Source organism: Streptomyces sp. PT12 (assembly GCF_003311645.1).
Classification (GTDB): domain Bacteria; phylum Actinomycetota; class Actinomycetes; order Streptomycetales; family Streptomycetaceae; genus Streptomyces.
Genome location: NZ_QEST01000184.1, coordinates 273689 through 297082, shown reverse-complemented (window position 1 = coordinate 297082; position 23394 = coordinate 273689). Strand labels below are relative to the sequence as shown.

Below are 23394 nucleotides of genomic sequence, written 5' to 3'. Positions count from 1 at the left end.
TGACTCGCGGCTCGGTCGCGGCTCGGTCGCGGCTCGGTCGCGGCTCGGTCGCGGGTCAGTCGCGGGTCAGTCGACGACGTGGCGGCCCTCGGGGCGCGCGCTGCACGCGCCGCGGAACGAGCACGAGCCGCAGTGCTGGCCCGAGTGCGGCGTGAAGCGCTCGTCGAGGACGCGGCCCGCGGCGTTGGCCAGCAGGTCACCGACCCAGTCGCCGTTCACGTCACCGTTCGCGTCGCCGCTCCCCTCCCGGCCCAGCGGCTCCTGGCGCTGCACCGCGGGGAGCGCGTCGCCGCCCTCGCGCGCCGGGGCGCCCTGCCGCAGATGCACCAGCGCGGCGCCCGCCGGGTCCCCCGCGCCCGGGACCTCGCCGTGCCGCAGCGCGAGCTGGTAGACGGCGAGCTGCGGGTGGCGTTCCACCTCGCGGCGGGTGGGGCGCGTGCGGCCCGTCTTGAAGTCGACGACATACGCGCGGCCTTCGGCGTCCCGCTCGACCCGGTCGAGCACGCCGCGGATCCGGACGCTGTGCGGCCCCGCCTGAAGGGTGACGTCGAACTCGGCCTCGCTGGCGACGGGTTGGCACCCGTCGGCGCGTTGGAGCACATGCCAGCGCAGAAAGCGCTCCAGGGCCGCGCGGGCCTCGGCCTGCTCCCTGCGCGACTGCCAGGGCGCCTCGAACGCGAGCGAGTCCCACACGGTGTCGAGGCGTTCCATCAGCACGGACAGGTCGGCCGGTGTGGTGCCCGATGCGACCTCGTCGGCGAGGACGTGCAGGACGTTGCCGAAGCCCTGCGCGGTGGTGGCGGGCGCGTCGGCGTGCACCTCGCGGCCCAGGAACCACTGGAGCGCGCACGTGTTGACCAGCTGGTCGAGCGCGCTGCCCGACAGCGCGACGGGCGCGGCGGGGTCGCGCACGGGCGCGGCGGAACGGGTCGGCTCGCGCAGCCCCCACCAGCGCTCGGGGTGGGCGGCGGGCGCCAGGGCGTGGCCCTCGTCGTCGGTGAGCGCGGCCAGCTCGGCCAGGCGCTCGGCGGCGGCGCGGCGCAGCGCGGGTGAGGCGTCGGGGTCCACGGTGGTGGCGCGCAGCTCGGCGATGAGCGCGGCGAGCGCGAGCGGGCGGCGCGGGCGGCCGCTCACCTCCTCGGGCTCGACGCCGAGTTCGCGCAGGAAACGCGACGGCTGGTCGCCGTCGTCCGCGCCGCGCACGGCCGTGACGACCAGGCGGTCCCTCGCGCGCGTGGCGGCCACGTAGAACAGCCGCCGCTCCTCGGCGAGCAGCGCGGCCTGGCTCAGCGGCTCGGCGAGCCCGTCGCGGCCGATCCGGTCGGCCTCGAGGAGCGAGCCACGGCGCCGCAGGTCGGGCCAGAGCCCCTCCTGCACCCCGGCGACCACGACGAGAGACCACTCCAGGCCCTTGGCGCGATGGGCCGTCATGAGCCGCACCGCCTCGGGGCGCACGGCGCGCGGCGCGAGCGTGTCGGCGGCGATGTCGTGCGCCTCCAGCTCGGCAAGGAAGTTGCGCGCCCCTCGCCCTCCGGTGCGCTCCTCGGCGCGCGCCGCCGCGTCGAACAGCGCGCACATCGCGTCGAGGTCGCGGTCGGCGTTGCGCCCCGCGGCTCCCCCGCGCCTGGCGGCCCGTTCGAGCCGCCCAGGCCAGGGCGTGCCCTCCCACAGCATCCACAGCGCCTCCTCGGCGCTGCCGCCGCCCGCGAGCAGCTCGCGGGCCTTGCGCAGCAGCAGCCCAAGGCGCTGCGCGCCCCCCGCGTACGCCGGGTCGTGGGTGACCAGCCGCTCGGGCTCGGCCAGCGCCCTGGCGATCAGCTCGTCGGAGGGGCGCGGGGTGGCGACGCCCGCGGCGCGCTCCTCGTTGCGCAGGGCGCGGCCGAGGCGGCGCAGCTCTGCGGCGTCCATGCCGCCGAGCGGCGAGGCCAGCAGCGCGAGCGCGTCGTCGGGCGCGAGCGCGGCGCCCTCGCCGGGGCCGGGCCCCGCGACCGCGCGCAGCGCCATCAGCAGCGGGGCGACCGCGGGCTCCTGACGCAGGGGCAGGTCGTCGCCGTCCACCTCGAGGGGCACGCCCGCCGCCGTCAGCGCCCGGCGCACGACCGGGATGGACCGCGCGCCGGCGCGCACCAGGACGGCCATCTCGCCCCAGGGCACGCCCTCCTCCAGGTGGGCTCGGCGCAGCAGATCCGCGATGTTGTCCAGCTCGGCGCCCGGCGTGGGATAGGTGCGCACCTCGACGCGGCCGCCGTCCCGCTCGGCCGTCAGCGCCCGGTGCCCGCGCACCGCCTCGGCGGGCAGCCTGGACAGCGGCATGCGCTGGGTGAGCAGGCGCGTGGCGGCGAGCAGCGCGGCCCCGCTGCGCCTGCCGGTGCGCAGCACCGCGACGGGCGCCGGGGCGCCCGCGCGGGTGCGGAACGCGTCGGGGAAGCCGAGGATCCCGTTCACGTCGCCGCCCCTGAAGGCGTAGATGGCCTGGTCGGGGTCGCCGAACACCACCAGGTCGCGCCCGCCCCCGGCCAGCGCCCGCAGGAGCGCGACCTGGGCGGGGTCGGTGTCCTGGTACTCGTCGACGAACACCGCGTCGTACCGCGCCCTGACCGCGGCGGCGACGCCCGGGTCATCGGCGAGCCGCGCCGCGCCGCGCACCAGCTCGGTGTAGTCGAGCACGCCCTGGGCCTCGGTGACGTCCAGGTACTCGGCGAGGAAGTGGGCCGCCGCCTCCCAGTCGGGCCGCCCGGTGCGGCGGGCGAACCCGGCCAGCGTGTCGGGCGCCAGGCCGATCTCGCGGCTGCGCGCGAGCACCGCGCGCAGCTCGTCGGCGAAGCCCCTGGTGGTCAGGCAGGCGCGCAGCTCGTCCGGCCAGTCGACGCCGGAGCCCGCGCCCCCGGGGTCGCGGTGGCCCGCGAGCAGCTCGCGCAGGTAGAGGTCCTGCTCGGGCCCCGAGAGCAGCCGCAGCGGCTCGGCGAACAGGTCGCGGTCCTGATGCGCCCGTACGAACGCGTAAGCGAAGGAGTGAAACGTGGTCGCCTGCGGGGAGGCTCCTCCCAGGCGCGCGGTCAGCCGGTCCCTCAGCTCGGCGGCCGCCTTCCTGCTGAACGTCAGCACCAGGACGCGTTCGGGATCCGCGCCGTCCGCCACGCGGCGGGCCACGGCCTCCACCAGCGTGGTGGTCTTCCCCGTGCCGGGACCCGCGAGCACCAGCAGCGGCCCGCCCGGGTGGTCAACCACCCGACGCTGGCTGGCGTCCACAGCTACAACCCGTGCGTCGCCGACCGGGGCGCGCACCAGTCGGTACGCTCCCGGGGCGGGCGGCCGGTCAGTGAAGGGGACGGAGAGGCTCACGTGCATCGCGCATTCTCGGGGACGTTGGAGGAGACGGTACGCCAGACGGCTCCCGGGGCGCAGCGTTTCGCATCCGTCCCCCGGACGGACGGCGCACGCTGGTGAGCGTGAGCCGAAGCTCAGCCGCGCCCGGGCGCCGGCGCTCCCGAGCCGTCCGCGCCCCCGTCCCACACCGCGCGCCGGAGGTCGAGCCGTGGCGTCGCGCCGGGGTCCGCGCCGGCGCGCAGGGGGGTGCCCTCGATGCGGTAGTGCTCCAACGCGCGCCGCTCGTGCCCGGGGAGGAGCCGCCCGTCCGCGCGCACCACGCGCCACCACGGCACCGCGCCGCCGTACCGCGCCATCACCCTGCCGACCTGCCGCGGCCCGCCGCCGCCGAGGCGCCGCGCGATGTCCCCGTATGTCAGCACCCGCCCTGGCGGGATGCGTTCGACCTCGGTGAGGACCCGGTCGGCGTACTCGGGCAGCCGGTGCGCGCCACCGCGGCCGGTCGCCCCTTCCGCGCCTTCCGCGCCTTCCTCGTCGTCGGTGGGGTCAGCGGGGTCAGCGGGGTCAGCCATGGCGTTCATGGTGCCGTATCTCACGGACGGCCCACCCGCGGCCGTCTCTCGTGTCACTATCGTCCCAGCACGGGGGAGGGCTGGTCGGCAGTTCCAGCACGAGGAGAATCCTGGGGAAGCGACCAGTGATACGGGGCGAAGAAGAGGCACAGCGCGTGGACGGGCGCACGGCGCGCCGACGGGACGAGCCGGACGGCGCCGACGAGCCGCTCGACGCGCTGCTGCGCGCGGACCCGACGCGCGCGGACCACCTGGAGGTGGACGAGCCGATCCTGGCCGCCCGCGTCCACCGGCCGAGTGATCTGCTGCGCGTGCTCCTCGGGGTGCTCGGCATCGCCCTCGTGGTGGCGCTCGCGACATTCGCGATCGGCACCACCCAGGGCATCGAGGACGACGTCGACAAGGGCGCGGACCAGGCGCCCTCGCTCCTGATCAACTTCGCGGGCTTCGCGTCGAGCGTGGCCGTGCTGGTGATCCCGGTGGCGTTCGCGATCGAGCGACTGGTGAAACGGGACGGGCTGCGCATCGCCGACGGCGTCCTCGCCGCGGTGCTCGCGCACGGGGTGTCGCTGTCGTTCAGCCTGTGGGTGGCCAGGCTCTCGCCCGACTCGGTGCAGGACGCGCTGACCCGCATCGCGCCGAGCGGCGCGGTGACCGAGCCGGTGCACGGCTATCTGGCCCCTGTCATCGCCTATGCCACGGCCGTCGGCATGAACCACCGCCCGCGCTGGCGGCTCGCCATGTGGGCCGTGCTGCTGCTCGACGCGCTCTCGATGCTCGTGGCGGGCTACACCACGCCGTTCTCCATCGTCGTCACGGTCCTGATCGGCTGGACCATCGCCTACGGCACGCTCTACGCCGTCGGCTCGCCCAACGTCCGCGCCACCGGCCAGCAGTTGCTCGCCGGGCTGCGGAACGTCGGCTTCCGCCCGGTCAGCGCGCTGCGCGCCGAGCACCTGGGCGAGCGGGACGGCGGCAAGGACACAGGGGACCGCCAGCAGCGCACGCGCCGCTACCTGGTCACCCTGGAGACCGGGCCGCCGCTCGACGTCACCGTGGTGGACAGGGCGCAGCAGGCGCAGGGCTTCTTCTACCGGCTCTGGCGGCGGCTCGCGCTGCGCGGCATCACCCAGCGCCGCAGCCTGCCGTCGCTGCGCCAGACGCTCGAACAGGAGGCGCTGCTGGCCTACGCCGCGGGAGCCGCGGGCGCGCGCGCCCCCAAGCTGATCGCCACCTCCGAGCTGGGCCCCGACGCGGTGATGCTGGTCTACGAGCACATCGGCGGCCGCGACCTGGACGCGCTGCCCGACGACGAGGTCACCGACGCGCTGATGGAGGCGGCCTGGCGGCAGCTCGCCATCCTCCAGGCGCGCCGCATCGCGCACCGCAGGCTGGACGGCGGCTCGCTCCTGGTCGACCGGGAAGGCGAGGTGTACCTGACCGAGCTGCGCGGCGGCGAGATCGCGGCGGGCGACCTGCTGCTGCGGATGGATGTGGCGCAGCTGCTCACGACGTTCGGGCTGCGGGTGGGCGCCGAGCGCGCCGTCTCGGCCGCCGTCGCCGTGCTCGGCCCCGACGCGGTGGCGGCCAGCCTGCCGATGCTCCAGCCGATCGCGCTCAGCCGCACCACGAGGACCGCGCTGCGGCAGCTGTCGCGCGAACGGTCGCAGCGCGAGCGGCAGATCGTCCTCGACGCGGCCCGCGCGTACCGCGAGGCGCGCGGCAGCCTGCCCGAGGACGCCGACCGCAGGACGGTCAAGGCGGCCAAGCAGGCGGAGAAGCGCGCGATGGAGGAGGCCCTTGACAACGCCAGGGAGCCCGACCTGCTCTCCAAGATCCGCCAGCAGGTGCTGCTCGTCCGCCCCCAGGCGCCGATAGAGCCCGCGCGCATCGAACGAATCAGGCCGCGCACGCTGGTCACCATCATCGCCGCCGCGTTCGCCGCGTACTTCCTGCTGTCGCAGCTGATCCAGCCGGAGTTCCAGCGGGTGTGGGAGAACGCCAACTGGGGCTGGGTCCTGGTCGCCGCGGGCTTCTCCGCGCTGACGTACTTCGCCGCGGCGCTGAGCCTCCTGGGGTTCGTGCCCGAGAAGGTGTCCTACAAGCGCACGGTGACGGCGCAGGTCGCGGGCTCGTTCGTCAAGCTGGTCGCCCCCGCGGCGATCGGCGGCGCGGCGCTCAACGCCCGCTTCCTGCAACGCCAGGGCCTGCGCCCCGGGCACGCGGTGGCCAGCGTGGGCGCGTCGCAGCTGTTCGGCGCCACCTCGCACATCGGGCTGCTGCTCCTCTTCGGCTATCTCACGGGGACCGAGCGCACCCCGACGTTCTCGGCGTCGAGAACGGTCATCGCGGGCCTGCTCACGGTGGCCGTGATCGTGCTGATCATCACGGCGGTGCCCAGCCTGAGGAAGGCGATCCTCGACCGGGTCCGCAGCCTGTTCGCCGGGGTGGTGCCGCGCATGCTCGACGTCGTGCAGCGGCCGAGGAAGCTGCTCGCGGGCGTCGGCGGGATGCTGCTGATGACGACGGCGTTCGTCCTGTGCCTCGACGCGTCGCTGCGGGCGTTCGGCGAGGACGTGCACTACCCCACGCTCGCGGTGGTCTTCCTCGCGGGCAACGCCCTGGGCTCCGCCGCCCCCACCCCCGGGGGCATCGGCGCGATCGAGATCACGCTGACCGGCGCGCTCGTGGCGTTCGGCGTGCCGGACAGCTCGGCGCTCGGCGCGGTGGTGCTGTTCCGGATGATGACGTTCTGGCTGCCGGTGCTCCCTGGGTGGCTCGCGTTCACCCAGCTCACCCGCAAGGAAGCGATCTAGGGTCCCCTGCCCCGCAGTTGCGAGCCCAGGATCCGGAGTCCCCTTGTGTCTGCGGGTCCGAAACGCCTAGGGTCCCGCACATGCGGTCCTACAGCATGGGGCGGGCGGCGCGGCTGCTCGGGGTGAGCCCCGACACGGTGCGGCGCTGGGCGGACGCCGGGCGGCTGCCCACCCGGCGCGACGAGGCGGGGCGGCGGCTGATAGACGGCCCCGACCTCGCGACGTTCGCCGTCGCGCTCGCGGGCGAGGCGCCGAGCGGCAGGGGTGCCGAAGGGGACGAGCCCTACACCACAGCGCGCAACGCCTTCCCCGGCATCATCACCGCCGTCACGCTCGGCGACGTCGCCGCGCAGGTCGAGATCCAGGCCGGTCCCCACCGGCTGGTCTCGCTGCTGACGCGCGAGGCCGTCGAGGAGCTGGGCCTTGCCGTCGGCATGGAGGCCGTGGCCCGCGTCAAGGCCACGAGCGTGCACATCGACAGGGCCTGAGAAGGCCGGAGGGGATCAGTCACGTGTCCACGCGCATCCCGCGGCGCCTGGCCGCCGCACTGCTGCTCGTGCCGCTCGCGCTGCCGCTCGCGGCCTGCGGCTCCGACGACGCGGACGACGACGAGGGCGAGGGAGGCGGCGCGGGCGGCGAGACGACGCTGACCGTGCTGGCCGCGGCCTCGCTGACCGACGTGTTCGAGGTGGCGGGCGCGCTCTACGAGGAGGCCAGCCCCGGCGTCACCGTGCGCTTCTCCTTCGCGGGCTCCCAGGAGCTCGCGGCCCAGGTCACCCAGGGCGTGCCCGCCGATGTGCTGGTCACCGCCGACACCGAGACCATGGCGGGCGTCGAGGGCGAGACCGGCGAGCCCACCGTGATCGCCCGCAACGAGCTGACGATCGTCACCCCGCCCGGCAACCCCGCGGGCATCGACGCCATCGACGACCTCGCCGACCCCGCCATCAACCTGGTGCTCGCCGCCCCCGAGGTCCCCGCGGGCCGCTACGGGCGCGAGATCCTCGACCGCGCGGGCGTCGACGCGCGGCCCGACTCCGAGGAGCCCAACGTCAGGGCCGTGCTCGGCAAGGTCCAGCTGGGCGAGGCGGACGCGGGCCTCGTCTATGTCACCGACGCCGCATCGGCGGGGGACGACGTGCTCACCGTGCCGATCCCCGAGGAGCAGAACACCGTCGCCGAGTACCCCGCCGCCACCCTCGACGGCGCGGACAGCCCCGACGAGGCGGCCGCGTTCGTGGAATGGCTCAACGGCGCCGAGGCCCAGGCCCTGCTGAACGACGCGGGCTTCCTCGCCCCGTGAGCCGCCACGAGCCACCCGTGAGCCCTTGCGTGAGCCCCCGCGTGAGCCCCCCGTGAGGCGCAGCCCACCCCTCACCCTGGCCGTCCCCGCGCTGCTCGGGGTGGCGTTCCTGCTGACGCCGCTGCTCGGCATCGTGGCCGACGCGCCCTGGTCGGGCCTTCGCGAACGGCTCACCGACCCCGCGGTGACCGAGGCGCTGCGCCTGTCGCTGCTGGTGTCGGGGTGGGCGCTGGTGATCTCGCTGGCGTTCGGCGTGCCGCTCGCCTGGCTGCTGGCCCGGGCCGAGTTTCGCGGCAAGACGCTCGTGCGCTCCCTGGTGCTGCTGCCGATGGTGCTGCCGCCGACGGTCGCCGGGGTCGCGCTGCTCCAGGGCCTGGGGCGGCGCGGGCTGCTCGGCGGGCCGCTCGAATCGCTCGGCGTGCGGCTGCCGTTCTCGACCGCGGGGGCGGTGGTCGCGGCCGTCTTCGTGTCCATGCCGTTCCTGGTGATCAGCCTGGAGGGCGCGCTCTCCGGGCTCGAGCCGCACTACGAGGAGGCCGCCGCCACCATGGGCGCCGGTCCGCTGACCACGCTGCGCCTGGTCACCCTGCCCATGGTCGGCCCGGCGCTCGCCGCGGGCGCGGCGCTGTGCTGGGCGCGCGCGCTGGGCGAGTTCGGGGCGACGATCACCTTCGCGGGGAACCTGCCTGGCGCCACCCAGACGCTGCCCCTCAAGGTGTACCTGCTGCTCCAGGACGACCCCGCGGGCGCCACCGCCGTCTCGCTCGTGCTGCTCGCGGTGGCGGCCGCGGTGCTGATCGCGCTGCGCGGGCGCTGGCTCGCGCCGGGGCGCACATCACCCGGTTGACGCCGCCCGCGTGCGAACGCGCCGGGCGCGCGCCGACGATGTGGCTGAAGGACCTGTCGGCGCGAAGGATGGGAGCCCGCCTCATGATCCGAGCCCGACTGGCCCTCCCCTGCGCCGCCCTGGCGACCGCCTGCGCGCTGCTGGCCGTTCCCGCGTGCTCGGGGATCGAACGCGGCGGGCGCGGACTCGGCTCGGCGCCCGCGGCCAGGTCGGAGCCCGCCGACACCTCGGACCTGCCCGACTCCCTCACGGGGCAGTCCCTCGACTGGTCGCGCTGCGAGGCGCCCGACGCGTCCCAGGGCGACGAGCAGATGTCGCCCAGCCCGCTGCCCGACGGCACCGAGTGGGAGTGCGCCACGATGCGGGCGCCCGTGGACTACCGCTCCCCCGAGGGCGACACCCTCGACATCGCGCTGATCAGGTCGAAGGCCCACGAGCGCGGCGACGAACGGATCGGCTCCCTGATCTTCAACTTCGGCGGGCCCGGGGGCTCCGGCGTTCTCACGCTGCCCGCGTTCGGCCAGGACTACCGCGATCTGCACCGGCGTTACGACCTCGTCAGCTTCGACCCGCGCGGCGTCGGCGACAGCGAGGGCGTCAACTGCCTCGACCCCAAGGGCCTCGACCGCTACTTCGCGGCCGACCCCGTGCCCGAGAACGCCAATCAGCGGCGCCAGCTCAACGACCGGCTCAGGGAGTTCGCCCAGGGCTGCGAGGAGTCGGCGGGCGACCTGCTGCCGCACCTCACCACCGAGGCCACCGCGCGCGACATGGACCTGCTGCGCCGGGTGCTCGGCGACCGCAGGCTGCACTACTTCGGCGTCAGTTACGGCACCGAGCTCGGCGCCGTCTACGCGCACCTCTTCCCGCGCCGCGTCGGCCGCGCCGTCTTCGACGCCGTCGTCGACCCCACAGGCACGGCCGAACAGGGCGCGCTGGCCCAGACGAAGGGCTTCCAGCTGGCCCTCGACACCTACATCGACCGCTGCGCCGAGAGCGAGAACTGCCCCCTGGGCGACGACCGCGACGAGGCCGAGGACCGGCTGAGCGACCTGCTGCACCGGCTGCGCGAACGCCCCATGCGCACCCAGGACCCCGACGACAGGCGGCTGACCGAGTCGCTGGCCTGGGGCGGCATCGCGCAGTCGCTCTACTCCGAGGACTTCTGGCCCTATCTCACCCAGGGCCTCGACGACGCGCTGTCCGAGGAGCGGCCCGACGGCACCGTGCTGCTTGCCCTCGGCGACGCGATGAACGGCCGCAACCCCGACGGCACCTACAGCACCCTCCAGTCCTCCCTCACCGCGATCAACTGCGCCGACTCCAGCGAGCGCTACACGGACGCCGATGTCAGGCGCGTGCGCGACGCGTTCGACGACGCGTCGGCCGTCTTCGGCCCCCCGATGGCCTGGTCGCTGCTCAACTGCACGCACTGGCCGGTCAGGGGCGACCGCCCGCACCCGGCGGTCAAGGCCGAGGGCGCGCGCACGATGCTGCTGATCGGCACGACGGGCGACCCCGCGACCCCGTTCCAGGGCACCGAGCACATGCAGAAGGCGCTGGGCGGCGAGGACGTCGCCGTCGCCCTCACGTTCGACGGCGAGGGCCATGGCGCGTACACGAGCGGCAACGACTGCGTCGTCGACAAGACCAACGCCTACCTCCTGCGCGGCGACCTCCCCGACAACGGCGACACGTGTGACTGACACGTGTGACTGACAGGTGTGACTGACCCCTCCGGCGCGGGCGAACGCGCCCCGCGCCCCTGACCGTTCGCGACCGCGACGCGCCGGTGCGGGTAGCCTCGCAGGGGAACGTGGCGTGCGAGGGGGTTGGCGAATGCGCCGGGGTGGGACACGGGCGGCGGCCCTGGCCGTGGCCATGGCGGTCGCGGTGGGGGCGTGCAGCGGAGGGGGCGAGCCCCCCGCGGCGCTCGGGATACCCGAGGCGGACGCGACGCCCGGGCCCGATGCGGCCTTCGAGCCCGCGCTGCCCGCCGAGTTCACCGAGCAGACCCTGCGCTGGTCGACGTGCCCAGCGCCCAGCGCGCTCCAGGGCGCGGGCGAGGCCCCTGGCGAGGGCTGGGAGTGCGCGCGGCTGTCCGTGCCGCTCGACTACGCCGACCCCGAGGGCAGCGAAACGATCGGCATCGCGGTCATTCGCGCCCGCACCACCGCGGAGGCCGACCGGGTCGGATCGCTCGTGTTCAACTTCGGGGGCCCGGGCGGCTCGGGGGTGGCCACGCTCCCCCGCGCCGCCGCCCGTTACGAGGCCCTGCGCGCCGGGGGCTTCGACCTGGTGAGCTTCGACCCGCGTGGCGTGGGCGAGAGCGCGGGCGTCGTGTGCCGCTCGGACGCCGAGATCGACGCCGCGGGCCAGCGGGACGACGGCCCCCCGCGCACCCCCGACGAGGAGGCCGCCCACCTGGCCGACGGCCGCGACTACGCCCAGGACTGCGCGGCCAACGCCGGTCGCCTGCTGCCGCACGTCACCACGCGCGACGCCGCCCGCGACCTCGACCTGCTGCGCGCCGCGCTCGGCGACGAGGCGCTGCACTACTTCGGCGTCTCCTACGGCACCAAGCTGGGCGCCGTCTACGCGCACCTGTTCCCCGAGCGCGTGGGCCGCGCCGTCTTCGACGCCGTCGTCGACCCCACGAGGGATGTCACCGAGCGGGCGCTGCTCCAGGCCGAGGGCTTCCAGCTCGCCCTCGACAACTACCTGGCCGACTGCGCCGCCACCGAGCCCGACTGCCCCACGGGCGGCGGGGGGCAGCCCGCGTACGACGCCATCAACGGCCTCCTCGACGCGCTGCGCGAACGCCCCCTGCCCACCGCGACCGAGCGCGAGCTGACCGCGGGCCTGGCGCTGACCGCCCTGCTCTCCGCGCTCTACTCCGAGGCGTCCTGGCCCTATCTGACCGATGCGCTGCGCCAGGCGCTCGACGAGGGCCGCGGCGACCTGCTGCTCGCCGCCGCCGAGGAGTACAACGGCCGCGACGCCCAAGGCCGTTACCGCAACCTCCACGCCGCCAACAACGCCATCAACTGCGCCGACTTCGCCTCCCGCCTCACCGTGGACGACGTGGCGGAGCACCGCGCGGAGTTCGAGGCGGCCTCACCCGTCTTCGGCCCCCAGCTGGTGTGGTCGGTGCTGGCGTGCGCCCACTGGCCCGTGGCGGGCGAGAGCGACCGGCCCGAGGTGTCGGCCGAGGGCGCCGCGCCCATCCTGCTGCTGGCCACCACAGGCGACCCGGCCACGCCCTACGCGGGCGCCGAGCGCATGCGGCAGGCGCTCGGCGAGGGCGTCGGGGTGCTGCTCACCTACGAGGGCGAGGGCCATGGCGCCTATGGCAGCGGCGACCCGTGCGTCACCGCGGTCACCGACCGCTACCTGCTCGACGGCACGGTCCCCGAGCCCGGGCTGACCTGCGGCGGCTGAGCCACGCCGCAGGCCGCCCCGCCCTCCGTGGGACACCGCTCAGTAGACGGGCTTCTGCGGCTCGATCTGGTTCACCCAGCCGATGACGCCGCCGCCCACGTGCACCGCGTCCGCGAACCCGGCGTTCTTGAGCACCGCGAGGACTTCCGCGGAGCGGACACCCGTCTTGCAGTGCAAGACGATCCGCCGGTCCTGCGGCAGGTCGCTGAGGGCGTTGCCCATCAGGAACTCGTTCTTGGGAACGAGCCGCGCGCCGGGGATGGACACGATCTCGTACTCGTTGGGCTCGCGGACGTCGATGATGTCGATCTTCTCGTCGGCGTCGATCCACTCCTTGAGCTGCGCCGGGGTGATCGTGGACCCCGCGGCGGCGGCCTGGGCCTCGTCCGAGACCACGCCGCAGAACGCCTCGTAGTCGATCAGCTCGGTGACCGTGGGGTTCTCGCCGCACACCGCGCAGTCGGGGTCCTTGCGGACCTTGACCTGCCGGTACGCCATCTCCAGGGCGTCATAGATCATCAGCCGCCCGACCAGCGAATCGCCCGTGCCGGTCAGCACCTTGATGGCCTCGGTGACCTGGATCGAGCCGACGGACGCGCACAGCACGCCAAGCACGCCGCCCTCGGCGCACGAGGGCACCATGCCGGGCGGCGGGGGCTCGGGGTAGAGGCAGCGGTAGCACGGGCCGTGCTCGGACCAGAAGACCGAGGCCTGGCCGTCGAAGCGGTAGATGGAGCCCCACACATACGGCTTGTTCAGCAGCACGCACGCGTCGTTGACCAGGTAGCGGGTCGCGAAGTTGTCGGTGCCGTCGACGATCAGGTCGTACCCGGCGAACAGCTCCATGACGTTGGAGGAGTCAAGGCGCTCCTCGTGCACGTTGACCCGGACATACGGGTTGATGCCGAGGACGGTCTCCTTGGCCGAGAGCGCCTTGGACTTCCCGATGTCGGCCTGGCTGTGGATGATCTGCCGCTGGAGGTTCGACTCGTCCACCTCGTCGAACTCGACGATGCCGAGCGTGCCGACCCCGGCCGCGGCCAGGTACATGAGCGCGGGAGACCCCAGGCCGCCCGCGCCCACGCACAGCACCTTGGCGTTCTTCAGCCGCTTCTGCCCGTCCATCCCGACGTCCGGAATGATCAGATGGCGCGAATACCTGCGGACCTCGTCGACGGTGAGCTCGGCGGCCGGCTCTACCAGGGGTGGCAGCGACACGGTGACTCCGTGGGGTCTTGAGGGACAGTCCTTCGTGGTTCAACACTGCCACGGCCCGTCCCATTCCGAGACACCCGTTCCACCCTGTGGGCAGACGGCCGCCACCCCCCTCGGTCAACGGCCTCACATCCGGCAGGCCGCCTCCATCCAGATGTCGGCAAGCGACTCCTCAAGGCCGATGCGGGCCCGCCAGCCGAGCCGGTCGCGCGCGGTGCGCACATCGGCCTGCTGCCAGCCGCCGCAGCCGTCGGGGTAGGGAACGACCGCCACCCCTTCGGGGTGCCGGGGCGCGGGCGGCCCATCGAGCTCGTGCAGCGTCCCGGTGTACCCCGAGATCCTGGCCAGCGCGCTCGCGGCGTCGCGCAGCCGAACGGCGTGGCCCGTGCCGATGTTGACCACCCCCTGCGCGGCGGACAGCGTGGCCGCGTGTGCGGCCCTCGCCACATCGCGCACGTCCACGAAGTCGCGCTGCACGCCGAGCCCGCCGACCTTCAGCTCGCTGTCGCCGTGCTGCATCGCGCGGCGCAGCGAGTCCGCGAGGCGGCCGAGCGGCGACCCCGCGGGCGTGCCGGGCCCGGTCGGCGAGAACACCCGCAGCACGATCGCGTCGAGGCCCGAGCCGAGCACGAGCTCGGTGGCGGCCAGCTTGCTCACGCCATAGGGGCCGCCCGGCCTGGCCACCGCGTCCTCGGCGATCGACGAGCCGTTCTGCGAGGGGCCGTACTCCGCGGCGCAGCCCAGGTGCACGAGCCGCGCCCTGCACCCGCTGCGCCGCAGCGACTCGCACAGGGTCGCGGTGGCCACGGTGTTGTGCCGGGTCAGCTCGCTCGCCGTGCCGCGGATGGCGCCCGCGCAGTTGACGACGACGCCGGGGTGGACGGCGTCGAGGAAACGCGTCAGGGCGCCGGGGCTCCCGGTGGACAGGTCGAAGCGCACATCCGCGTCGTCGCCCCGGCCGAGCGCGGTGAGCTGGACGGCGGGGTCGGCGAGCAGCCGGTCGGCCACGAACCGGCCCAGGTACCCGCCGGCGCCCAGAAGCAGCACTCTCATCGGACGGCCTCCCTGGGGGCGACGGCGCGAACGCCGGGCAGCTGTCGGGTCATCGGTTCTCGAACTCCTCGTGTCGCATCGGAACGGGTCTCGTGGGGGGACGGGCTCACAGGGTGGTGGCGGCGCGGGTCAGGGTGCGGATGGTGGGGACGAGCAGCGCGGCCGCCGCTCCCCCGCACGCGAGCGCGGGAACGGCGGCCGTGCCGTGCGCCGCGACCAGCGCCTCGACGGGCGCGGCCAGGCCCGCGCAGCCGGGCAGCCACGCGCCGCTCGCCAGCGCGAGCGCGAGCAGCTCGGCCGCGCCCGCCGCCGCGAACCCCGCGGCCGCGGCGCCCGTGCGGCCATGGCCGACCAGCAGGACGCCGAGGCCGAGCAGCAGCCCCAGCGCGGTCGTGGCGGCGAACGCGCCGGGCGTGCCCGGCAAGGGAAGCAGCCGCGCCGCGCCCTGCACGGCCAGCAGCCCGGCCAGCACGAGGGCCAGCGCGGCGGCGAGCAAAGGCCGTGCCCCCGCGGCGAATTCGCGCAGCCCGCGGCTCGCGGCCAGCAGCCGCCCACGGCGCACCGCGAACCAGCCGCGGCACCACGCGGTGGGCGCCGCGGCGAACGCCAGGGTGAGCGCGGTCGCGGTCGCCACGTCCTGGGGCGCGGACTGCCGCCCCGGCAGCAGCTCGGCCAGCGCCGCGTCGCCGAACAGCGCGTAGCCGACCGGGGGGAGCGCGCAGATCCCGGCGAGCCTCGGTGGGCCGAGCGGCGAGAGCACCAGGCGCGCCGCGGCGAGCGTCAGCGCGGCCAGCGCGACCGCGAGCACCACCGCGGCGAACGGGCGGGCGCGGCCCGCGGCCACCGTGGCGGCGCACAGCACGCCGGGCAGCAGCGGGGACAGCAGGCGCGCGGCCCGCCGTCGGCGCCGGGGCGCGCGCCCGGCACCGACGCCCTCGGCGCACTCGGGGGGCGTGACGCGCGCGAACAGCTCCTCGGCGAGCGAGAACACGTCGCGGTGCCGGAAACGCGCGGCCGCCCGGTCGGTGACGCCGCTGGCCTCGAGCCCCGCGGCGATCTCCAGCGGGTCGACGGCCCGTTCGCACAGGGCGCGGTGGTCGGTCAGCAGCGCGCGCACGGGATCGGGTGAGCCGGTCACGCCCGCTCGCCTCCTCCCCGGACGGCGGTCAGGCGTATGGTCTCCTCCACCCGAGCGGGCCGCCGCGCCGCCGCGGGCCGCTCCCCGCCGAGCTCGCGGTAGATGGCACCGAACGCCGCGACGTTCCGCTCGACGGTGAACAGCTCAAGCGCCCTGGCGCGCGCCGCCGCCCCCAGGCGCGCCCGGCGCTCGGGGTCGCGCAGCAGCGCGAGACACGCGTCGGCGAGCGCCCTCGGGTCGCGTGGCGGCACGACGAGCCCGGTGCCGCCGACCACCTCGGCGACCGCGCCCACGTCGGTCGACACCGTCGCCCCGCCGCTGAACATCGCCTCGATCAGCGGCACGGGAAAGCCCTCGACCGCGCTGGAGAGCACCGCGACCCCGCCGCGGGCGTAGGCGTCGGCGAGCCCGGGCACCTCCGCGTCCCCCACCTCGGCGAACGCCACGGGCCCCGGCCCGCCGTCGGGCGCGGGGAAGAGCCTGGCCGCCAGCGCGCGACACCGCGCGAGATAGGCGCCATCGCCCCGGCCGTGCGCCGGCGCGCTCACGATCCACAGCCGCGCCCCCGGCTCGGCGGCACGCACCAGGTGGAACGCGTGCAGCAGGCCGACCAGGTCCTTCTCCGGCACGGGCCGCCCCACCCACACGAGCGCGGGCGGCGCGGCCCCGCCCCGCGCGTCGGCCACCGCGTCGAACGGGCGCGCGTCGAGCCCGGGATAGACGGTGCGCAGCCGCTCGGGCGCGGCCCCGCACCGCTCCTGCCAGCGCCTGGCGAGCGCGTCGCCCGGCGTGATCAGCGCGGCCGACGCGTAGATCTCGCGGGCCAGCCGAACCTGGAACGCGCCGAGTAGCGCCCGCACCGCCGCCCCAGCCCCCGCCGCGCCCGCCGCCACCCCCGCGAGATAGTGCTCGCGCACGCGCACCCGCCGCTCGGTGACGAGCAGCGGCGTGCCGTGGCGGCGCCTGGCAAGCAGCCCGGCGAGCGCGGCTGGCCCGCCGCCCACGGCGTGGCACAGGTCGGCCGCGTCGAGACCGTCGGGGCCGTACCAGTCGAGGGACAGCGGGCGCAGGGCCCGTTCGAGCCGCTCGGCGACCGCGAGCAGGTCGGCCACCCGCGCGAACCGCACGGCGCGCGGCGCGCCCCGCGCGCGGCACGCGGCCTCCAGGATCCGCAAGGCCCGCTCGGAGCGCAGCCAGCCGCCGAGCCCGCCATGGGCGTCGGCGGCGTCGGCGAGTCCGTGCAGGCCACTGGCGAAACGGTCCGCCTGTCGCCTGGTGCCCTCGTCGCCCAGGAGCTGATGCCCGGGGCACAGGGCGGCGGTCAACTCGGCGAAGTGCTCGGCGAACCGCCGCGCGCCCGCGCGCGAGGCGCGCCCGGCGGGCGGCGGACCCCACAGCGGCGCGGTGCGCACCCGGCGCACGTGCGGCGGCAGCGGGCGCCAGGGCCCGCGCTCCTGCCGCCCGCCGCGGCTGAGGGCGCCGATGTCGAAGTCGTGGCCGGTCAGGCCGTGCAGCAGCCGGTCACACCAGGCGACCGACTCGCCCCGCGCATACGGGTACCCACCCTCCGTGAGCAATGCGACGCGCACCCGCGCACCCCCTCTCTCCGTGTCACTGACAGGTCACTGACGGAAAGACGGTATGTCTACATGTGCCCGACGCGGCGGACGGTTGTCCGCCGCACCATCAGAAGGGGTGAATATTCGTGACGTCGCGCGACCCGGCGTCGTTACCGCGCGCCCGCGCGGTCAGTTGCCGGGGTGCGGCCAGGGGTTGGGCAGGCAGGTGACGCCCTCGGTCTCGAGGAACTTGGTCTGCTGCATCATCACGGGCGCGGGCTCGCCCTCCGCGGGACAGGTCACATGGCCGTAGCCGAGGCGGTGGCCCACCTCGTGGTTGATGAGCATCTGCCGATAGCCCGCGATGTCGTCCCCGTAGGTCTCCGAGCCCTGCGCCCAGCGCCAGGCGTTGATGATGACCCGCTCGGTGCTCGACGAGTTGCAGGAGACGTTGTCCTCGGTGATGTCGAGCCCCGACATCGCACACCAGTCCGCGGCCGTACCCGGGCTGGCCAGGGTGACGACGAAGTCGTGGTCGCCGCCCGAGACCCGGGCGAACGAGCGCTCTCCGCGGTTGCCCCAGCCGCGGCTGTCGTTGAGCGTGCGCTGCACCGCCTCGGCGAAGAACTCCGGGTCCACGCCCAGCCCTTCCTCCACGTCCACGCGGTAGCGCACGAGCGTCGTCGCGTCGGGGTTGGCCGCCTCTTCGCTGCCGCCGACCGGCACAAGCTCGCCCGAGCCGTCCAGGTCGGCCGCCATCTCCACGCGCTGCCCGAGCAGTTCCTCATAGGTCGGCTCGGGCGCGGGACCGCGCTCGGGGGGCGCGTCCCCGGGGATCCTGGGGCGCGTGTCGGGCTCGGCCGCGCCGCCCCCGGCCTGGCCCTCGGGCGCCGGGTGCTCGGCGTCGGCCACGTCGGCGCCGCCCGAGCCCGGGTCGGCCACGCGGACGGCGACCGCGATGCCGAGCACGGTCACGACCGCGGCCGCGGCCATCCCGCTGAGCGTCCTGCCCCAGCCACCGGGCGAGCGGCGGCGCCGCCTATCCCCGAGCACGGACCCGCGCTTGCGCGGCGACGCGTGGCGCCCGCCCGACTGCGTCCTCGGACGCCCCTCCCGCCCTTCCGGGCGGCGCTGTTCGGGGATGGCGCGCCCGATCTGTCTGTCGTCGAAGGCATCGAGATACTCCTGACGGGGTCCTTGTCCGCGGCCACCGGGACCCGGCAGCGGCTCCGCGCGCCATGCGGTCGGTGCGGCGGCGTCTCGGTGGTCCATACGCTCCCTCAGCCGGCCCCGGCCGGCGTGGTCAGGGGCAGGAAGTCCCGGAAGGCCGTGGCCACTTCCTCCGGGTACTCCATCATGGCCATGTGCCCCGCCTCGGGAAGCACGACGAGCCGCGACCAGGCGAACGCCCGACTGGCCCGACGCGCCACCCGGAAGGACACCAGGCGGTCCCGGACGCCGTACATCAGCAGCGTGGGCGCGAGCACCCGTTCGGCCTGCCGCCACAGCGAGTGCTGGCCGCCCAGGGTGTAGGCGTTGACCAGCCCGCGGGTGCTGCGGGTGAGCGAGTCCCAGAAGTACGGGAGCGACTGCCGCCGTTCGAGCTCGGCCTCGGCCGCGGTGAACTCCTCGAGCGTGATCCGCGCCGGGTCGCCGTAGCACAGGCGCAGCACCTGGCGGGCGCGCTGCCCGGGCGGCTGGTCCCGCGTGACGCGGCGCAGCAGCCGCGTGACGCCGGGGACGCCGAGCAGCCCGGTGGGCAGCGCGGTGCGCTGGGGGTTCAGCTCGGGCAGGGCGGGCGAGATCAGGGTCAGGCTGCGCACGAGGTCGGGCCGCAGCGCGGCGACCCGGGTGGCGACGGCGCCGCCCAGGGAGTTCCCGAACAGGTGGACAGGGCCGCGCTCGCTGACTTCGAGGCAGCGGATCACCGCCCTGGCGTGCCCGTAGAGGGAGTAGTCGGCCCTCCGCGCGGGGGGCGAGGCGCCGAAGCCCGGAAGGTCGACGGCCTCACACTCCACATGGGACGAAAGGCGCTCCATCAGCGCCGACCAGTTGCGCGACGAGCCGCCGAGGCCGTGCACGAAGAGGGCCGGCTCCAGGCCGTCGAGCGCTGCCGCCCGGCGGCGGATCGCCAGCGTCATCCCCGGGAGCGCGACCGAGCGCATCGTCTCCCCGTCCCGCACCCCGGGCCAGCCCTCCGCGGCGGCGAGCGCGGCATGGGTGCGCAGCTCCTCGGTGGTTGGCATGGCGCCATAGTAGGAGCCCCCCGCGGCCCTGGCACGCGCCCCTCCGCGACCGGTCCCGAATCGGTGGGTTCGCCTCCCCGGAGGGACGCACCTACGCTGGGAGGGCCGGAAGGTGCCAGGCGGACCGGAGAGGACCACGAGGAGGTGGCGGCCATGACGCAGGATCCGGCCGATCCCGAGTCGTTCGACGAGTTCCTCGACGACGAGCAGGCGGAGGAGCGCTACGAGGAGGGCCTCGACGAGGAGGCGCCCGAGGCGGACGCCGCGGAGCAGCGCTTCGATCTGCTGCGGCTGCGGGACACCCCGCTCGCCGAGCGCACCGCCGATGAGGCGGACCCCGCGGACGCCGCCGAGCAGGCGCGGGTCGTGGACCCGGGCGACGACGAGTACCGCTGAGCCGGGTTGTCCGAGGAGTGAAATCCTCCCCTCGCGATGCACGCCGTGCGACGGCTCGAACGTACGATGTCGGCACGGCGTACGACTAGGAGCGGTGTACCACCAGGATGTGTGCACGGTACGGGGGCACACCACAACCACCGGGAGGCGGCGTGACAGCCACCGAGCAGACCGAGGCGCGCCCACGCGGCCAGCGCCTGCCCCGCCGGGCCCGGCGCAACCAGCTGCTGGGCGCCGCACAGGAAGTCTTCGTCGCCCAGGGGTACCACGCGGCGGCCATGGACGACATCGCCGACCGGGCGGGGGTCAGCAAGCCGGTGCTGTACCAGCACTTCCCCGGCAAGCTCGAGCTGTATCTGGCGCTGCTCGACCAGCAGTGCCAGGCGCTCGTGCAGGCGGTGCGTGAGGCGCTCGCCTCGACGAACGACAACAAGCAGCGCATCGCCGCCACGATGGACGCGTACTTCTCCTATGTGGAGCACGAGGGCGGCGCGTTCCGGCTGGTCTTCGAGTCCGACCTGACCAACGAGCCCTCGGTGCGCGAGCGCGTGGACCAGGTGGCGCTCGACTGCGCCAAGATGGTCTCGCCGCTCATCGCCGAGGACGCCGACCTGCCGGAGGAGCAGGCGATGCTGCTCGCGGTCAGCCTGTGCGGGATGGCCCAGATCACCGCGCGGCACTGGCTCAGCTCGGGCCAGCAGATCCCCGGGGACATGGCCCGCAGGCTCACCGCGTCGCTGGCCTGGCGCGGCATCGCGGGCTTCCCCATGCAGCACTGAGACACAGCACTGAGGCGGGGTACGTCATCCGCTGTTCGCTCTGGGCGTGGCCGCCCGTGGCGGGAGGGGCCGACCGGCGCGGATAACCTGTGCGGGTACGGCGCGGACCATCGCGCACGTCATGGACCAGCGGAGGGACAAGCCGTGGAGATCAAGATCGGCGTTCAGCACACGCCACGCGAGATCGTTCTCGAGAGCGGGCAGTCTGCCGAGGAGGTGGAGACCGCCGTCGGCGAGGCCCTGTCGGGTGGCGCCAAGGTGCTCACGCTGGTGGACGAGCGCGGCCGCAAGGTGCTGGTGCCCGCCGACCGCGTCGCCTATGTGGAGATCGGCCAGCCGACCGCGCGCCGCGTGGGCTTCGGTGCCCTGTAGCACCCGTGGCGAGGGCGCGCCCCTCGCACCCGCCGGCGGCCGGAGCTGATCCCGGCCGCCGTTCGCTTTCCCCGCCGTCGTAGGAGGAGCGCGTGGCCGCCACCGCCGTGCCGTCGGGCGCGCGCCTCGACGCGCTGCTGCTGACGGTCGCGTTGACCACCGTCTCGGTCTCCGGCCCCCTGATAGCCGCCACCGCCGCGCCCGCGCTGGCCATCGCGTTCTGGCGCAACGCCCTGGCCGTCGCCGGGCTCGCGCCTGTGATCGCGCTGCGGCGGCGGCTGCGTGCCGAGCTGGCCGCCATGAGCCGCCGCACGGTCCTGCTCTCGCTGGCCTCGGGCGCCGCGCTCGCCGCGCACTTCGGTCTTTGGCTGCCCAGCCTGCACCTGACGTCGGTCGCCTCGTCCGTCGCGCTGGTGACCACCACCCCCATCTGGACCACCCTGCTGCTGCGGATGACCGGCCACAGGCCGCCCGCCACGGTGTGGGGCGGCGCGGCGATCGCGTTCGCCGGGGTGCTCGTGCTGACCGGCGTGGATCTGTCGCTCTCCGCCGAGGCGCTGGCCGGGGACGCGCTCGCGCTCGGCGGCGGAATCGCCGCGGCCGGGTATGTGCTGATCGGCGCCGAGGTGCGCAGGACGACGAGCACCACGACGTACACGTTCCTGTGCTACGGCGCGGCAGCCGCGCCGCTGCTCGCGGCGTGCCTGCTGGCCGGGGCGTCGCTCGGCGGCGGGTACTCGGGCGTGACCTGGCTCAAGCTGCTCGCGCTCACCGCCACCGCGCAGCTGCTCGGCCACTCGCTCATCAACCGCGTCGTGCGCGGCCTCGGCCCCTCGATCACGTCGACGGCGCTGCTGCTCGAGACGCCGGGCGCGGCGCTGATCGCGGCCGTGTGGCTCGGCCAGCTGCCGCCCGCCGCCGCCTACCCCGCGCTCGCGCTGATCGTCCTCGGCCTCGCGCTGGTGATCAGGGCCGAGCGGAGCGAAGCGCCCGAGGGCGCGCCCGTGCGGGCGCCCCTGGAGGAACGCGCGGAGCCCGTCCGGTGACCGGCGTCCTGGCGGGGGTGGAGGAGCGGCTGCGGACGGCGTTCGGCGAGCCCGACGCGCGCGCCGCCGTGACGTTCGTGGGCGCGGACCGCATCGAGGTGCTGCGCTTCCCCGACGCGGCCGCCGGGCTCGTGCGCTATGCCACGCTCGGCATGTCGGCCGCGCCCATGGCCGACCCGACCGCGCCGGTCGCCGATCCCGAACGAGGGCCGCGCGCCGAGCTGTTGCTCACCCTGCGCGCCGGGCGCGCCACCACCGACGCGGTGCTGCGCCCGCTGGCCGTGGTGGCGGCCTCGCCGCAGGTGGAGGGCGTCGTGGTGGCCCCTGGCGGCTCGCTCGACCTGGGGGAGCCGCTGTGGCCAGGGGCGCGGTTCACCGCCGTGCTGGTCGGCCGACCCGACGGATCCGTACCGGAGTTGGCGCTTCCCGCGCCCCGCGACCCGGTGCGCTTCCTGCCGCTGCTGCCCATGACCCCGAACGAGGCGGCCTGGCAACGGGCGCACGGCGCGGACGCGTTGACCGAGCGCTGGGCCGGTCATGGCGCCGATCCCCGTGACCCGGCGCGCGCCCAGGTCCCGCTCGGCCCGTGAATCGCCTTGACTCACGGGCGGCGCGGAGGGACTGTTGTTCCCCATGAGGGGCGAACCCAGTTGCCCGAGATGCGGTGGGCGGGTCCGGGCGCCCGGGCTCTTCGCCGACTCCTGGCAGTGCGCCGTCCACGGCGCGGTGCACCCGCTCCAGCCCGTCGTCCCGCCCAGCGTCAACGCGCTGACGGTGGCCGTCGAACGCGCCCGCGTCCCCGTGTGGATGCCGTGGCCGCTGCCCGTGGGCTGGCTGTTCACGGGCATCGCCCACGCCGGGGACGACCGCGGCGGCGGCCGGGCCACCGCCGTCGCCTGCACGGGCCCTGGACCGCTCGGCGGCCCCGGCGAGCTGCTGCTGATCGCCGAGGAGCTTGGCGTCGGCCTGGGCGCCGGGTACGCGGGCGTGCGGGGCCCTGACCCGGGCCCTCGGCTCAACGTCGACGAGCCGCCGCGGGCCAAGGTGCTCGCCGCGGGGCGCCCCACCCCGCTGTGGCTCGTGCGGGACACCCCCGATGACCGCGCGGTGTTCGCGGGCGAGGCGATGGGGCTGTGGCTGTGGGCCGTGGTGTGGCCGCCCGAGTCGGGGATGCTGATGTACGACGAGCTGGTGCTGACCGATCTGCGCGACGCCGGGTCCGAGGTGGACCTGGTGCCCTGCGGCGCCCTCTCGCCACAGCTGCTGCCGCGGCTATCCTGACCC

General features: G+C 75.3%; 20 protein-coding genes. 12 read left to right on the top strand and 8 right to left on the bottom strand.

Going from position 1 to position 23394, the window contains the following annotated elements:
- Positions 1 to 66 precede the first annotated feature (66 nt).
- Positions 67 to 3348, bottom strand: a complete 3282-nt coding sequence (locus DEH69_RS21685) for an ATP-dependent DNA helicase (RefSeq protein WP_113688642.1) — start codon at positions 3346 to 3348, stop codon at positions 67 to 69.
- A 113-nt stretch (positions 3349 to 3461) separates the two neighbouring features.
- The gene (locus DEH69_RS21680; RefSeq protein WP_113688641.1) at positions 3462 to 3899 is read right to left on the bottom strand and encodes an MGMT family protein; all 438 of its coding nucleotides are present in this window, start codon (positions 3897 to 3899) and stop codon (positions 3462 to 3464) included.
- Between the two features lie 155 nt (positions 3900 to 4054).
- Between DEH69_RS21680 and DEH69_RS21675 the strand changes: the two genes are divergently transcribed.
- The 6 genes from DEH69_RS21675 (at position 4055) to DEH69_RS21650 (ending at position 12306) form a co-directional block, all read left to right on the top strand.
- Positions 4055 to 6715, top strand: a complete 2661-nt coding sequence (locus tag DEH69_RS21675; protein ID WP_258534855.1) for a lysylphosphatidylglycerol synthase transmembrane domain-containing protein — start codon at positions 4055 to 4057, stop codon at positions 6713 to 6715.
- 80 nt (positions 6716 to 6795) lie between these two features.
- On the top strand, positions 6796 to 7203 hold the full coding sequence (locus tag DEH69_RS21670; protein WP_113688640.1) for a molybdopterin-binding protein: 408 nt from the start codon (positions 6796 to 6798) through the stop codon (positions 7201 to 7203).
- 14 nt (positions 7204 to 7217) lie between these two features.
- Positions 7218 to 8018 carry a molybdate ABC transporter substrate-binding protein gene (modA, locus tag DEH69_RS21665; RefSeq protein ID WP_113688639.1) on the top strand — a complete coding sequence of 267 codons (801 nt, stop codon included), beginning with the start codon at positions 7218 to 7220 and terminating at the stop codon, positions 8016 to 8018.
- A 52-nt stretch (positions 8019 to 8070) separates the two neighbouring features.
- Positions 8071 to 8865, top strand: a complete 795-nt coding sequence (locus DEH69_RS21660) for an ABC transporter permease (protein WP_113688638.1) — start codon at positions 8071 to 8073, stop codon at positions 8863 to 8865.
- Between the two features lie 83 nt (positions 8866 to 8948).
- A complete protein-coding gene (locus tag DEH69_RS21655; RefSeq protein ID WP_258534854.1) occupies positions 8949 to 10571 on the top strand; it encodes an alpha/beta hydrolase in 1623 nt (540 codons plus the stop codon).
- Positions 10572 to 10704: 133 nt separating this feature from the next.
- Positions 10705 to 12306 (top strand): alpha/beta hydrolase, encoded by a 1602-nt coding sequence (locus DEH69_RS21650; protein WP_113688636.1) that lies wholly within the window; start codon positions 10705 to 10707, stop codon positions 12304 to 12306.
- 39 nt (positions 12307 to 12345) lie between these two features.
- Here DEH69_RS21650 and moeZ read toward each other — a convergent pair whose 3' ends face one another.
- From moeZ to DEH69_RS21620, 6 genes are all read right to left on the bottom strand, one after another.
- Positions 12346 to 13524 carry an adenylyltransferase/sulfurtransferase MoeZ gene (gene moeZ, locus DEH69_RS21645; protein ID WP_113688635.1) on the bottom strand — a complete coding sequence of 393 codons (1179 nt, stop codon included), beginning with the start codon at positions 13522 to 13524 and terminating at the stop codon, positions 12346 to 12348.
- A gap of 123 nt (positions 13525 to 13647) precedes the next feature.
- Positions 13648 to 14574: an NAD(P)-dependent oxidoreductase gene (locus DEH69_RS21640; RefSeq protein WP_113688634.1), complete on the bottom strand. Its 927-nt coding sequence runs from the start codon at positions 14572 to 14574 to the stop codon at positions 13648 to 13650.
- 106 nt (positions 14575 to 14680) lie between these two features.
- Positions 14681 to 15712, bottom strand: coding sequence for a hypothetical protein (locus DEH69_RS21635; RefSeq protein WP_113688633.1), 1032 nt, complete (start codon positions 15710 to 15712; stop codon positions 14681 to 14683).
- A complete protein-coding gene (locus DEH69_RS21630) occupies positions 15709 to 17301 on the bottom strand; it encodes a DUF3492 domain-containing protein (protein WP_113688632.1) in 1593 nt (530 codons plus the stop codon). The genes DEH69_RS21635 and DEH69_RS21630 overlap by 4 nt, the downstream gene beginning before the upstream one ends.
- Before the next feature lie 159 nt (positions 17302 to 17460).
- A complete protein-coding gene (locus DEH69_RS21625) occupies positions 17461 to 18543 on the bottom strand; it encodes a DUF3152 domain-containing protein (protein WP_113688631.1) in 1083 nt (360 codons plus the stop codon).
- An 8-nt stretch (positions 18544 to 18551) separates the two neighbouring features.
- Entirely contained in the window at positions 18552 to 19436 is an 885-nt protein-coding gene (locus tag DEH69_RS21620) for an alpha/beta fold hydrolase (protein ID WP_258534868.1), read from the bottom strand.
- Positions 19437 to 19670: 234 nt separating this feature from the next.
- Between DEH69_RS21620 and DEH69_RS21615 the strand changes: the two genes are divergently transcribed.
- From DEH69_RS21615 to DEH69_RS21590, 6 genes are all read left to right on the top strand, one after another.
- Positions 19671 to 19913 carry a hypothetical protein gene (locus DEH69_RS21615; protein ID WP_113688629.1) on the top strand — a complete coding sequence of 81 codons (243 nt, stop codon included), beginning with the start codon at positions 19671 to 19673 and terminating at the stop codon, positions 19911 to 19913.
- Between the two features lie 152 nt (positions 19914 to 20065).
- Positions 20066 to 20692, top strand: coding sequence for a TetR/AcrR family transcriptional regulator (locus tag DEH69_RS21610; RefSeq protein WP_113688628.1), 627 nt, complete (start codon positions 20066 to 20068; stop codon positions 20690 to 20692).
- Positions 20693 to 20836: 144 nt separating this feature from the next.
- The gene (locus tag DEH69_RS21605) at positions 20837 to 21064 is read left to right on the top strand and encodes a DUF3107 domain-containing protein (protein WP_113688627.1); all 228 of its coding nucleotides are present in this window, start codon (positions 20837 to 20839) and stop codon (positions 21062 to 21064) included.
- A 92-nt stretch (positions 21065 to 21156) separates the two neighbouring features.
- Complete coding sequence (locus DEH69_RS21600; protein ID WP_113688626.1) at positions 21157 to 22110, top strand: DMT family transporter; 954 nt, start codon at positions 21157 to 21159, stop codon at positions 22108 to 22110.
- Positions 22107 to 22700, top strand: coding sequence for a suppressor of fused domain protein (locus DEH69_RS21595; protein ID WP_113688625.1), 594 nt, complete (start codon positions 22107 to 22109; stop codon positions 22698 to 22700). The genes DEH69_RS21600 and DEH69_RS21595 overlap by 4 nt, the downstream gene beginning before the upstream one ends.
- A gap of 43 nt (positions 22701 to 22743) precedes the next feature.
- Positions 22744 to 23391, top strand: coding sequence for a DUF6758 family protein (locus tag DEH69_RS21590; protein WP_113688624.1), 648 nt, complete (start codon positions 22744 to 22746; stop codon positions 23389 to 23391).
- Positions 23392 to 23394 lie beyond the last annotated feature (3 nt).

Coding starts and splice junctions, on each gene's coding strand:
- DEH69_RS21685 (WP_113688642.1), bottom strand. CDS start 3,348: ATGCACGTGAGCCTCTCCGTCCCCTTCACTGACCGGCCGCCCGCCCCG.
- DEH69_RS21680 (WP_113688641.1), bottom strand. CDS start 3,899: ATGGCTGACCCCGCTGACCCCGCTGACCCCACCGACGACGAGGAAGGC.
- DEH69_RS21670 (WP_113688640.1), top strand. CDS start 6,796: ATGCGGTCCTACAGCATGGGGCGGGCGGCGCGGCTGCTCGGGGTGAGC.
- DEH69_RS21655 (WP_258534854.1), top strand. CDS start 8,949: ATGATCCGAGCCCGACTGGCCCTCCCCTGCGCCGCCCTGGCGACCGCC.
- DEH69_RS21650 (WP_113688636.1), top strand. CDS start 10,705: ATGCGCCGGGGTGGGACACGGGCGGCGGCCCTGGCCGTGGCCATGGCG.
- DEH69_RS21640 (WP_113688634.1), bottom strand. CDS start 14,574: ATGAGAGTGCTGCTTCTGGGCGCCGGCGGGTACCTGGGCCGGTTCGTG.
- DEH69_RS21625 (WP_113688631.1), bottom strand. CDS start 18,543: ATGGACCACCGAGACGCCGCCGCACCGACCGCATGGCGCGCGGAGCCG.
- DEH69_RS21620 (WP_258534868.1), bottom strand. CDS start 19,436: ATGCGCTCGGTCGCGCTCCCGGGGATGACGCTGGCGATCCGCCGCCGG.
- DEH69_RS21615 (WP_113688629.1), top strand. CDS start 19,671: ATGACGCAGGATCCGGCCGATCCCGAGTCGTTCGACGAGTTCCTCGAC.
- DEH69_RS21590 (WP_113688624.1), top strand. CDS start 22,744: ATGAGGGGCGAACCCAGTTGCCCGAGATGCGGTGGGCGGGTCCGGGCG.